Origin of the sequence: Listeria sp. Marseille-Q6474 (assembly GCF_946902005.1) — a bacterium.
Taxonomy (GTDB): Bacteria; Bacillota; Bacilli; order Lactobacillales; family Listeriaceae; genus Listeria; species Listeria innocua.
In genome coordinates this window covers 892,383-904,638 of sequence record NZ_CAMPPS010000001.1, presented here as the reverse complement: position 1 = coordinate 904,638, position 12,256 = coordinate 892,383, and the positions used below count along the sequence as shown (strand labels likewise).

The following is a 12,256-nucleotide window of genomic DNA, read 5'->3' as shown; positions in this document are numbered from 1 at the left end:
GAGGGTTGGTATGAATACCATAAAATTAAAAAAAGGGAGCAAGTCGTTCATTTGGTATATTGCAGTACTTCTAATTAGTTTAGTGACTGTTTTCCCGCTTATTTGGACAGTATCTACTTCCTTTAAACCAACGAGTGAAATTTTAAGTAATAGCATGAATTTAATTCCTAAAATGTTTACTTGGGATAATTACAAAGATGTATTTAGTACAACTCCATTTGCTCGCTATCTAGTCAACTCTTTAATCCTTGCAGTTGGTGGAGTGCTCACTAATTTATTCTTTGGATCACTAGCAGGTTATGCTTTTGCTAAGCTTCCTTTTAAAGGGAAAAAAGGTCTTTTTATGACATTTTTAGGAAGTATGATGATTCCAGCTGTAGTAACAATGATTCCATCGTTTTTAGTATTAAAGAATTTCCCGCTGATGGGCGGTAATGATATTACTGGTCATGGAGGAATGGGTTTTATTAATACTTACTGGGCAATTTTGATTCCAGGAGCTGCTGGAGCGTTTTCGATTTTCTTCATGAAACAGTTCTTTGAAACTTTGCCAGATGAACTTTCGGAAGCTGCAAGAATAGACGGTTGTTCGGAGTTTAAAATCTTTTGGAAAATCTATATGCCACTTGCTAAAACAGCACTTGCTACCCTTGGAATAATGACATTTCAGGCTGGCTGGAATCAGTTTATGTGGCCATTGATTGTTCTTAATTCACAAAAAATGATGACAGTTCAAGTAGGACTTGCTTCCTTTCAATATAACGAAAGTGCCAATTATGGGGCTTTAATGGCTGGGACAATTGTTTCCACCATTCCTGTATTGTTTGTTTTTATTTTTGCACAAAAATATTTTGTAGAAGGTATTGCGCATAATGGCGGTAAATAAACTAAAAAGGAGTGTATAGGATGAAAAAAGTATTGTTAGCAATTCTTAGTATGGTGTTGTTACTCAGTTTAGCGGCTTGTGGTGGAGGTTCAGACAGTAGTAAGGATAAGGACGGAAAAGAAGAAATTGTTATGTGGGGCTCTTGGTCAGGAGATCAGATTAAACAGTTAGAGAAACAAATCGATAGTTATAATAAGTCACAAGATAAATATAAAGTAAAATATGTAATGCAAGAAAATGTGGAAGAAAAATTATTAACCGGAATTGCAGGTGGCGAACTCCCTGATATTATTATGTGGGATCGCTATCAAACAGCTCTTTATGCACCAAAAGGAGTGCTTGAACCACTAGATAAACTTGTCAAAGAAGACAACGTGAAGATGGACGATTTTTATGAAGAATCAGTGAAAGAAATGACCTATAGTGATAAATTATATGGTTTACCACTATTAAATGATAACCGAATTCTATTTTACAATAAAAAATTATTACAAGAAGCTGGCGTAAAACCACCAACTACATGGGATGAATTAGCAACTGCTGCGCAAAAAACAACGAAATGGGATGGAAATAAAATGACGCAAGCAGGAATGTCGCTTCAAGATGTTGGCTTGTTTAACTTATATTTAATGCAAGCAGGTGGCGAACTAGTAACTCCTGATAATAAAAAAACGGCATTCAATTCAGAACAAGGATTAGAAGTACTTAATTACTGGGATAAAATGCAAAATGATTTAAAAGTATACCAACGTGGTTTTGATGATGGTTCTGATGCTTTTGCAGCTGGAAAAGAAGCAATGACATACAACGGTCCATGGGCTTTAGCGGATTATAATAAAGTAGAGAATCTTGATTACGGTGTAGTAGAACCACCAAAAGGACCAAATGGTGATAAAGGCGCGATCATGGGCGGATTTGGATTAGTAATGCCTAAACAAGCGGAACATAAAGACGGCGCATGGGACTTTATGAAGTGGTGGACAACAAAACCAGAAAATGGTGTAGAGTTTGCTAAAATTAGTGGTTGGTTACCAGCGAATAAAATTGCTGCTGAAAATGAATACTTTACAAAAGACCCCAATTATTCTGTTTTTGTAAATACAATGAAATATGCTAAAATCCGTCCGACTGTGGCAGGTTATGCAGATGTAGAAGGTTTAGCAATGAAACCTCAATTTGAGAAATTCATGAATGGTAATATTTCAGCGGAAAAAGCTTTATCACAAGCTGAAAAAGAAGGAAACCAAATTTTAAAAGAAGAGAGAGATAAATAAACGATGAAATGGTCCGAATATGCAAATTTAGCTCAACAAAGTTTAGAAAAATTTTATCTTGCGGATACAAAAGAACAATTTTTAAATAACTTTTATCCGACAGAAAATCCGGAAGAAGATAATAAGGTTTTTAATTATTGGTGGCTAGCTCACTTGGTGGAAGTACGATTAGATGCTTACTTACGTACAAAAAAACAAACGGATTTGGAGGTAGCCGAAAACACATATCTGCATAATAAAAACAGAAATGGTGGAACGCTTATTCATGATTTTTATGATGATATGCTTTGGAACGCACTTGCGGCTTATCGTCTATATAAAGCGACTGGGAAACCAATTTATTTAGAAGATGCACAGTTGGTTTGGCAAGATTTAGTGGATACTGGTTGGAACGACATCATGGGAGGTGGCTTTGCTTGGCGTCGACCACAAATGTATTATAAAAACACGCCCGTGAATGCACCGTTTATTATTCTTTCTTGTTGGCTATATAATGAACTTAATGAAACGAAATATTTAGAGTGGGCAATGAAAACCTACGAATGGCAAACTAAAGTACTTGTACGTGAAGATGGTTTTGTTGAAGATGGAATTAATCGTTTAGAAGATGGAACCATTGATTATGAATGGAAATTCACTTATAACCAAGGTGTGTATATCGGAGCTAATTTAGAATTATACCGTATCACTAAAGAAGCAAAATATTTAGTCACTGCGAATAAAACTGCGGCTATATCATTAAAAGAATTAACAGAAGATGGTATATTTAAAGATGAAGGAAATGGCGGAGACGAAGGGCTTTTCAAAGGAATCTTTTACAGATATTTTACAGATTTAATAGAAGAAACGGCGAATAAAACTTACCGAGATTTTGTACTAAATAGTTGTCAAATACTCGTTGAAAACGCAAAAGTAGATGGATATTTGTTAATGGGGATGAATTGGAAAGAAAAACCTTCTGGAAAAATTCCTTATTCAGCAGAATTAAGTGGAATGATCGCACTTGAAATGGCTGCAAAATTAGAACATTAGAAAAAAGCACCTCCTACTTGGAGGTGCTTTTTAGTGGCTCGACTGAATCTCCTTCTACAAGCATTGGAGGTAAAGTTTCTTTATTTATCGTATCTGGTTTAAGCACTTGATTTAACAGCATATCCACTGCTTTAACTCCTATTTCATACTGTGCTTGTTTTATATGTGTAAATTGGAATGCGGAGGTATCAAAAAAATTATCCGGATGATCGAAACAAACCACAGATAAATTAGTAGGAATAGATTTGCCTAACTTATTACATGCTTGTTTTATCAAAAGGGCGATATTGTATTCTGTCGCTACAAGGGCAGTAATTTCTGGATGTGTTTCTAAAAAATGAGCAATTTTATCAATATCTGTTTGAATCGAAACCGTTGAATTTGGCATCACTGATTCAATTTCACGAAAAACATAATCAGAATGAAAAGCGGTATGGAAAGATGCATGTCCACGAATAAAGCCGTTCACTCGACTATCAAGCGTAGAAACTGGACTAGTAGACGTTATCATTCCAATGTGCTTATGACCAAGTTCAAATAATTTCTCTGTAATAATACGACCAGCTTCTGTATTGTCAGAACTAATAGAGGATATTGGTAGACCTTCTAACGTACGATCTATCACAACTAAAGGGAATTTTTGAGAAGCAAGCTCCAGTAAGGTTGGTGAAACAAATTTAGAACTAGCAGGTAAAATCAGTATCCCAGCAACATTCATTTCAATAAATTCTTGCAGTATTTCTTCTTCTCGTTCAGTATCTCCCAGTGATTTTTTTACAATAATATGAGCTTTAGAGTCACTGTGCTCTAGCATACCGGATAATAAAATCGTTCCAAAAGTATCGTCGAAATTCGTCATAATACAACCAAAAAGTGGTTTATCGAACTTCCTCGTTTCGATTTGCTCACTATTTGGCGAGTCATTAATAACAAAAGTACCGACACGAGGGCGCCTTGAAATATAACCATCTTTTTTTAATAATTCTAGCGCTTTTTTTAACGTAATACTGCTCACATCAAATTGAGCCATTAATTCATTTTCAGTCGGCATTTTGCTACCAACAGGAATCTTGCCTTCTTGAATGGATAATTTTAGTTGATCATAAACTTTTTGATATAGTAGTGTTTTCATTTACTCACCCATTAAATATATTTTATAATATTAATTATATTTAATTTTAAGCATAATGTAAACTAATTACGATAAAAAAGTGAAAATCTCTTTACAAACTTTAATAAATGGATGACTCATGTTAAACTTAAATTTAGGAAAAAAAGGAAAAGGTGTAGAAATGGCTATAAAAAAATTAAACGATTTTTATTTTAAAAAACTTAGTAGCTGGAATTTAATACATAGCTTTATGAAAGGTTTTTGGAGAGCGTTTTTTTTATTAGTGCTGCTTTTAATTGTTGGTAATGTTATAGTCATGAATTTAGTGGATAATCGTTTTTTTATTCCAGTAATTTTGGTTAGTTTACTCTGTATTCCACTTTTTTATTACCTATTGATTTATAATCGGGCGAAAAAATTTATTAAAACCCGTTATCAGTTGCGTAATTTTAAAGAGTTAGCAGTTATGCGTCGCTATTTATTATTTGCTTATTTAGAAAAAAGTGGTTTCAGTTCAAGAGACGACTTAGAAAAACTGCTTCGGTTTATTCACTCTGAAATGGCGGAAGAGAAAAAGAACTATAAGCCACTTAGTACGATGATAGGCGTTTTTATAGCTGCATTTTTAGCTATATTAGGCGGGTCTTTTCTATTTTTAATGAATAATGTAGCGGAACGACTTATTGCGGCAGTGATCATTATCGTCATGGCAATAGTATTGTATTTTTTCGGGATTACGATTATGTCAGTTATTCGTTCTAAATCAGAAATAAATGCAAAAAAAGAGCACGAACTAACAAAAGAAATAATTGCTATTCAAACAGCTATGTTAGTCACAGAAAATACGAGTTACCATCCCTTTTTGGCGATGGAGAAAAAAGTGAATGAAAACGATTTTTTGAAAGAGATTATTACATCACGGTCCTTTTTATAACATAATTTTTTAGGCATACTTAGGAGGCAAAGTAATGACAACCAAACGCAAAGAGACTAGAGAAAGTGTTTGTTATCGGGAAATTAAAAAGAAGATTAGAAACGGGGAACTAAAGCCAGGTGATCGCTTAATAGAAAACACGTTATCAGAGCAGCTTGGTATTAGTCGGACGCCCATTCGTAAAGCAATCGGGATGCTTGCTGCAGATGGATATGTGGAATATAATGATTTCCGCGGCGCTTTTGTTCGGGACAGTATTATTAATAAAGAACGTTATTTTGAAATGACTGAAATTCTTGGTTTATTTTTAAAACAAGCCATTCAAAAAATTCGTACTAAAAAAATCAGTTTTAATAAGATGCGCGTAGTCGCTAAGTTAGTAGAAATTGAACGTGATGTAGAACCAAGTGATCCAGCAGTTTATTTTGAATATGAAAAATGGTTTGTTAATGATTTATTAACCTATATGAAAAATAATTACTACTTAAAAATTAGCAATGACTTTTTTAATAATATTCAAGAGTTTGGTGATGAGGAAGTAATTAAAATCGCTCAAAACGCTTGTGTTAAAACAATCGCTAATATTCAGCGTTTTATCGATGCGCTTGAAGCACAAAATTACGATGAATGTATGGCGATTATTGATCAAGTCATTGATGCGCATGTATTAGTCGCTTATCGGTAAAAAAGCATTGTCCCTTTTGAATGGGGACAATGCTTTTTTTATTTTATTTTTACTAAATATCTTCCGGTTATTCCGCCATTCATAATTTGGTGAAGGGCAGCTGGTAATTCAGAAAAATTGATTTCAGTAGCAAGCTCATTTAAATTAGTTAATTTAAAATCTGTTGCAAGTCGTTTCCAGATGCGTTCTCGTTTTGGCATTGGACAAAGAACGGAATCAATACCAAAAAGTTGAATCCCACGCAAGATAAAAGGGAAAACAGTTGTATCTAATTTTCCGCCGGCTGACATACCACATGTCGTTACTGCCCCGCCGTATTTTACAGCAGTTAGTAAGTATGAAAGTGGTTTTCCGCCAACACAATCAATCGCTCCTGCATATAGTTGTTTATCTAGAGCGCGGATTTTTTCTGGTTGGAATGCTTCGCGGGGAACGACTTCTTTCGCGCCTAGTTTATGTAAAAATGTTTCTGCGTCTTTTTTTCCTGAAGAAGCTACGACTGAATATCCTCTTTTAGCTAAGATGGCTGTGCTAAGGCTACCAACGCCGCCAGTAGCGCCACTCACAGCGATTTTTCCAGCATCTGGTGTTACGCCGCTAAATTCCAGCGCATCGACCGAGAGAGCTGCTGTGAAGCCTGCTGTTCCTAGTACCATAGCTTCTTTGAGCGATAAACCTTTTGGTAAAGCGACCACCCATTCAGCAGGAACCCGGATAATTTCGCTATAGCCACCAAAATAGCTAACACCAAAATCATAGCTTGTTACGATAACTTCATCACCGGCCTTAAAACGAGCTGATTTTGATTCAACAACGACACCACTTGCATCAATTCCCGGAATAAAAGGATATTCCTTCACAATTTTTCCATCAGGAAGTACTGCTAGCCCATCTTTGTAATTAATACCAGAATAGTGAACCTCAATTGTTACTTCATTTTCTGGTAAGTTATCTAAAGTAGTTTCTCTAAAATGAAGTGAAGTATTGTCTGCCTCTTTTTCAATGAAAAGCGCTTGAAATGATTTCATTTATAAATTCCTCCACAACTCTATTTTGTGTTCATCTTCACTTTACGACTTTTTTCGGCATTTTTCAAGGCTGTGACTGGTACAAATCCCCATTTCAAGGTAAACTATAGTAGTGAAGATGCCTATATTATGTGTGAAAATATAAATAGAATTTTTTTGCAAGAGAGGGTGAGTGCGATGGGTAAGGCACTATTGATTGTGAATCCATCATCAGGTAAAGAAAAAGGAAAAACTTATCAAGGGAAAACAGAAGAAGTCTTAAAAAAACGATATGATGAAGTAGAAGTACGTTTAACAGAAAAAGCAGGAGATGCAACGGAATTTGCGTCTTGGGCATCGGAACAAGGATTTGACGCAGTTATCGCAATGGGCGGTGATGGAACGCTAAATGAAACTATAAATGGTTTAGCAATCCATGAAAAACGACCAGATTTCGGCTTTATTCCACTTGGAACCGTCAATGATTTGGCGCGTTCAGTAGGAATACCGCTAAAACCCGAAAAAGCAATTCAAGCGCTTGAAAAAGCAAAAGCAATTCCAATGGACATCGGCCGAATTGGCGATCAATATTTTATGAACGTATTAGCGATTGGAATGATTGCGCAAGCTGTTGACCAAGTGAGCGTAGAACAAAAAACGAAATTTGGTTCAGTAGCATACTTTTTAGAAGGCTTAAAAGCATTTAACCGCAATGAACTACTTCATTTTAAACTAGAATATGACGAGGAAGTATGGGAAGGTGAGGCAGCTCTTGTTGTGGCTGGCTTAACGAAATCAGTCGGCGGAATGGAATCATGGGCTCCTGATGCCAAAATCGATGATGGTTATCTTCATGTCGTCGTGTTAACTAAACTCGGACTACTTGATGCGGCAAATATGATTCCGCAATTAATTCGAGGTAATTTAAAAAATAGCGATGGCGTTGTTTATATTAAAACGAAGAAATTAACGATTGATGCAAGCGGGGACGACTTAAGCATTAATGTGGACGGCGATCCAGGTCCAGGCGTTCCAGCCGAGATTGAAGTCCTTGGAAGCCATTTGAACATCCTCGCACCTAAAAAAAGCAGCCAGAAGCGCTTCGGTCCATTCATACTGAAAAAGTAACAGCTAGCGTTGTTATTATAAATGTAGAAGAATAAGGAGATGAGAAGCTTTATGGAAGAGGAATTAGAAGTCATTCATAAAGGTCTTGCCAATGCGAAAAATGGTTTTAAAGCGGTCCCTGGGAAGCTTTATTTGACCGAAACTTACATTGTACACAAGCCAAATGATTACTTTGACGAAGAAATCAATATTCCACTGAACCGCGTCTCTAAAATTCGCGGAGTCCGAACAAAAATTCTTGGAAAAGAGTTATTATCCAACATTTTAGAAGTAGATATGATTTCAGGTGTGAAGTATCAATTTGTTGTAAATAAACAAAAGAAATGGCTTGAAGCGGTCAAAAAAGTATTAGAAAGCCGCGGTGAACCAGAAAAATTAGGATAAAAAGAAGCTGGCGCAGCAAAGTGTCCAGCTTCTTTTTTTATGCTAAATGAAAGGCAGTTGCACCAATTAAGTTGGCATCATTCCCGAACTGACAACTAACTACAGTTGGGAGAATAGTAGCAATCGGAACACTCGCCTTTACTTGATCGACGTAGCTATTTAGTTCAGTTATAAAATCAGGACGTTCACTCACACCGCCACCGATCACAACCATCTCAGGATCAAGTGCATACTGTAAATTAAAAATACTTCGAGCTAAATAATAAAACATTGTCTCAAGTTCTTCTTTGGCGACCTCATTTCCGTCTGAACGAAGCTTAAAAATAAGATGGCCATCCACTTTATCCGCAGGGAGTTCAAGGCGTTCTGAAATCCGAGTAGCAGCATTTACGACAGTACCAAGCTCGCTAAGTGTGTGTCCATCACGGTCCATCAACATATAACCAAATTCGCCGCCATGTAAATTCGCGCCATGATGTACTTTACCACCACGAATAACCGCGCCACCTACGCCACTTCCAAGTATCATAAAAATAATATCTTGTTTATCTTTAGCTGCTCCAATCCAAACTTCTGCTAAAGCCGCACAGTTGGCGTCATTTTCCATTGTAACCGGAAGCCCGAGTTTTTCTTCAAGTAATTGTTTTAAAGGAAAGTTATGTATGTAAGGAATTGCGCTCGCTCCGCCAATGATGCCGGTTTCATTATTTACTGCACCAGGACAACTAAAAGCAGCACCTTGGAAAGAGTAGCCATAATTAGATTTCACATCCACCAATAATTGTATCATTTCATCCAAATTATCCGGAGTTGTAAATTTACCCTTTTCTAGTATTGCGCCTTCTGTTGTTAAAACGCCATACTTCACTGCGGTACCACCCATATCAAATGCTAGTATCGTCATAATCCGATCTCCTTTTTATAAAAAGTATATACTTATCATACTTTTAAATAAGACAAATGACAAATAAAAAGTGAAATTACTTTGCTAAAAATTACCGTCACTTTCGAGTTTTGTGCTATAATAAAGCAAGAATTTGAAGCGCAGGAGGAAATGGTTAGTGGAGATAAAGGTTCAAAAAAAATTGACTGACGGCAGAATCGCTTTTAGTAGTGAATATGGTGAATGCGTTGGTATATGGGCCGATGAAGACCCAGAACCAAGTAGGGTTTACACGGTAGAAATTACGATACCTGATATGATTACCGCGGAACTTTTGCATGAAAGTGAAGAAAAACATTGTTTATTAGAAATAGATGAAGATGGCTTAGTTCATGTAGTTGGTAAGTTAGAGGACTACGAGGAAGATGGCTTTGCGGTACTCCGTCTAGAAGAAAGTATTATTTGTTTTGATACGAAATTCAGCGAAGAAATCGAAATGCTCCATGGAAGATTTGTTGAATTTGTTATTCCGGAAATAGAATTAAGTAATGTTGGTATATAAAAAAACGCCATGCTCCATTCTCTTAAAAGGGAAGGTGAGCGCGGCGTTTTTTAGCTATATGTAGTAAATACAGCGAGCATTTTTTCTAAATCTTTTTCAGATCTTGCAAAGAGCATCAAACGTTGGCGATTAGTTTCAATGACTAACACACCGTCTTCCGATAAATTCATTCGTTCGATTTTAGCGTATGGGAAGAACAGAAGGGCATAATAAAGTCCTGTTTCTTTAAAAACAGCTTTTGAACTACGGAAGAAACAAATATAGATGAATAATACACCCATAACAGCAAGTAATACCGACGTAGAGAACGGACCTTCACGAAAGAATGTATTGGAAACAAATAAAAGAACAATGATTCCAACGAAAATATAGCCATCCCAACGTCCACGAGAACGCAATTTGACACTTAAGACTGTTTTACCTTTTGAAAGAGGAATTACTGCATCATTATACAAGATATACAGTAACGTCAATATGTTGGCAATGAATAAAAAGATATTAGTAGCATCCCAAACCATTTAGTTATCACTCACAATCTATCATTGGTATAGTTTAGTAATATTGTAACATAATTAAGTAAATAAAAGGGAGAACCGGATCTAATTCCGGTTCTCCGCTTTTTCATTTTAGTTTATTATCCTAGCGGTGAATACCCAGCTGGTGGAAGTCCTAAAATACCAGACCAGTAACCTAGAATACCAACAACGAATAGTCCCAAAATTAGCCATAAAGCATTGACTTTTTTCTTCAGAATCCACATACAAGCGAATGTTAGTAGAAGGGCAAGAAGACCTGGCATTAATTGGTCCAAGATACTTTGGACAGTAGTTGGAACGTCTTTACCAGTTTTAGAGTCTTCGGTTGTATAAGCTACAAGTGGAACATAGATTGTTGTCCACTTATTAACGAGGGCACCCATAACGAATAGTCCGAGAATGGAAGCTCCTTCTGTTAGTTTTTGAAGTAAACCGCCAGACATATCAGATACAACATCTGTACCTTTTGTATATCCGTAGAATACGCCCCAATAACGGAAACCTAGACGAATTGCATTAAATAGTACGAAGAATAAAATTGGCCCGATGATACTACCGTCAGTTGCAAAACCTGCACCTAAAGCGGCAAGTACCGGACGAACAGTTCCCCAGAAAATTGGATCCCCAACACCGGCAAGTGGTCCCATTAGACCAACTTTAATACCATTGATAGCACCGTCGTCAATATCAGCACCATTGGCTTTTTGTTCTTCCATCGCAGTAGTTACACCTAAGATAGGAGCGGCCATATATGGATGTGTATTAAAGAACTCTAGGTGACGTTTGATAGCTTGTTCTCTTTCAGGTCCTTTTTCAGGATAAAGACGTTTGATTACTGGAATTACTGAGAAACAGAAACCTAGAGATTGCATACGTTCAAAGTTCCACGACCCTTGGAAGAGGTTGGAACGAATGAAAACGCCCATTAAATCACTTTTCGTTATTTTCTTTTCATTAACTGTAATTTGTTCACTCATATTTTTTCTCCCCCTTCCTTAGTCGTCAAGGTCGTCGTCGAGATCATCCGCTGATCGTCCGCCGCCGCCTCCACCGTATTGTTGGATAGCTTCTTTCAATTGATATTTAGGATTTAGTTGGATATATACGATTGCTGCAACTAGTCCTAGAACACCTAGTGCTACTAAGTTGAAGGCAGTAAATGCTGCTACAACAAAACCTAAGAAGAAGAAAGGCATTAAATATTTAGCTGACATCATGTTAATAACCATAGCGTAACCAACAACAACGATAAATCCACCAGCTACGTTAAGACCATTAACAATAACATCAGGAATGGCATTGAGTAAATTTTCTACGGCGCTAGTACCAACTGTTACCGCAACGATAACGGCTGGAATTGCGATACGCATTGCTTGAAGTAGTAGTGCTGTAACATGTATCCAGTCGAGACTTCGCAGATTACCTTCCTTACCAGCTTTATCAGCCATGTGTTGGAATGCAACTGTAATTGTACGAACTAGAATTGTAAGTACTTGACCAAGAGCAGCTAAAGGAATCGCAAGCGAAATACCTACGCTAATATCTTGTCCCCCTGTAATAACTAAGATAGTAGAAATAATAGATGCAAGTGCAGCATCAGGTGCAACAGCAGCTCCGATGTTCATCCAGCCAAGCGCGATCATTTCAAGTGTTCCCCCAATAATGATACCGGTTGTAATATCCCCTAAAACAAGACCGATTAATGTACAGGCAATTAATGGACGGTGCGTTTGCCACTCATCCAAAATACTACCCATACCACTAATACATGATACGAGGAATACAAGGATTAATTGTATTGCTGACATATATTTCCCTCCCAATTTTTCTTTAA

Annotated in this window: 14 protein-coding genes; 8 read left to right on the top strand and 6 right to left on the bottom strand. The window is 36.7% G+C overall.

The window, feature by feature from the left end:
• The first annotated feature begins 10 nt into the window (after window positions 1-10).
• From OC533_RS04530 to OC533_RS04520, 3 genes are read left to right on the top strand one after another with little or no spacing between them, the layout of a single operon-like run.
• A complete protein-coding gene (locus tag OC533_RS04530) occupies window positions 11-886 on the top strand; it encodes a carbohydrate ABC transporter permease (protein ID WP_003721884.1) in 876 nt (291 codons plus the stop codon).
• A 20-nt stretch (window positions 887-906) separates the two neighbouring features.
• Window positions 907-2,160, top strand: a complete 1,254-nt coding sequence (locus tag OC533_RS04525; RefSeq protein ID WP_185547087.1) for an ABC transporter substrate-binding protein — start codon at window positions 907-909, stop codon at window positions 2,158-2,160.
• A gap of 3 nt (window positions 2,161-2,163) precedes the next feature.
• On the top strand, window positions 2,164-3,192 hold the full coding sequence (locus OC533_RS04520; protein WP_194323292.1) for a glycoside hydrolase family 76 protein: 1,029 nt from the start codon (window positions 2,164-2,166) through the stop codon (window positions 3,190-3,192).
• A gap of 13 nt (window positions 3,193-3,205) precedes the next feature.
• Here OC533_RS04520 and OC533_RS04515 read toward each other — a convergent pair whose 3' ends face one another.
• Complete coding sequence (locus tag OC533_RS04515) at window positions 3,206-4,324, bottom strand: GntR family transcriptional regulator (RefSeq protein WP_185540224.1); 1,119 nt, start codon at window positions 4,322-4,324, stop codon at window positions 3,206-3,208.
• A 160-nt stretch (window positions 4,325-4,484) separates the two neighbouring features.
• Here OC533_RS04515 and OC533_RS04510 point away from each other — a divergent pair, with 160 nt between their 5' ends.
• Window positions 4,485-5,237, top strand: coding sequence for a hypothetical protein (locus OC533_RS04510; protein WP_010990599.1), 753 nt, complete (start codon window positions 4,485-4,487; stop codon window positions 5,235-5,237).
• Window positions 5,238-5,271: 34 nt separating this feature from the next.
• A complete protein-coding gene (locus OC533_RS04505; RefSeq protein ID WP_003761094.1) occupies window positions 5,272-5,922 on the top strand; it encodes a GntR family transcriptional regulator in 651 nt (216 codons plus the stop codon).
• A gap of 38 nt (window positions 5,923-5,960) precedes the next feature.
• Here OC533_RS04505 and OC533_RS04500 read toward each other — a convergent pair whose 3' ends face one another.
• On the bottom strand, window positions 5,961-6,950 hold the full coding sequence (locus OC533_RS04500; RefSeq protein ID WP_194323293.1) for an NADPH:quinone oxidoreductase family protein: 990 nt from the start codon (window positions 6,948-6,950) through the stop codon (window positions 5,961-5,963).
• 177 nt (window positions 6,951-7,127) lie between these two features.
• On the opposite strand from OC533_RS04500, the gene OC533_RS04495 reads away from it, so the two are divergent.
• Window positions 7,128-8,057, top strand: coding sequence for a diacylglycerol/lipid kinase family protein (locus OC533_RS04495; RefSeq protein WP_010990601.1), 930 nt, complete (start codon window positions 7,128-7,130; stop codon window positions 8,055-8,057).
• Window positions 8,058-8,108: 51 nt separating this feature from the next.
• Window positions 8,109-8,441 (top strand): hypothetical protein, encoded by a 333-nt coding sequence (locus OC533_RS04490; protein ID WP_160464086.1) that lies wholly within the window; start codon window positions 8,109-8,111, stop codon window positions 8,439-8,441.
• 37 nt (window positions 8,442-8,478) lie between these two features.
• On the opposite strand, the gene OC533_RS04485 is transcribed toward OC533_RS04490, so the two are convergent.
• Complete coding sequence (locus OC533_RS04485; RefSeq protein WP_194323294.1) at window positions 8,479-9,345, bottom strand: ROK family protein; 867 nt, start codon at window positions 9,343-9,345, stop codon at window positions 8,479-8,481.
• A 157-nt stretch (window positions 9,346-9,502) separates the two neighbouring features.
• Here OC533_RS04485 and OC533_RS04480 point away from each other — a divergent pair, with 157 nt between their 5' ends.
• Window positions 9,503-9,886, top strand: a complete 384-nt coding sequence (locus OC533_RS04480) for a hypothetical protein (RefSeq protein ID WP_003761103.1) — start codon at window positions 9,503-9,505, stop codon at window positions 9,884-9,886.
• Window positions 9,887-9,936: 50 nt separating this feature from the next.
• Here the strand turns inward: OC533_RS04480 and OC533_RS04475 are convergent, their stop codons facing one another.
• The 3 genes from OC533_RS04475 to OC533_RS04465 all read right to left on the bottom strand — a co-directional run bounded on the left by OC533_RS04475 (window position 9,937) and on the right by OC533_RS04465 (window position 12,230).
• A complete protein-coding gene (locus OC533_RS04475; protein ID WP_003761105.1) occupies window positions 9,937-10,404 on the bottom strand; it encodes an Lmo0779 family protein in 468 nt (155 codons plus the stop codon).
• Between the two features lie 116 nt (window positions 10,405-10,520).
• On the bottom strand, window positions 10,521-11,399 hold the full coding sequence (locus OC533_RS04470) for a PTS mannose transporter subunit IID (RefSeq protein WP_003721898.1): 879 nt from the start codon (window positions 11,397-11,399) through the stop codon (window positions 10,521-10,523).
• An 18-nt stretch (window positions 11,400-11,417) separates the two neighbouring features.
• Entirely contained in the window at window positions 11,418-12,230 is an 813-nt protein-coding gene (locus OC533_RS04465) for a PTS mannose/fructose/sorbose transporter subunit IIC (protein ID WP_070753454.1), read from the bottom strand.
• Between the last annotated feature and the right edge of the window lie 26 nt (window positions 12,231-12,256).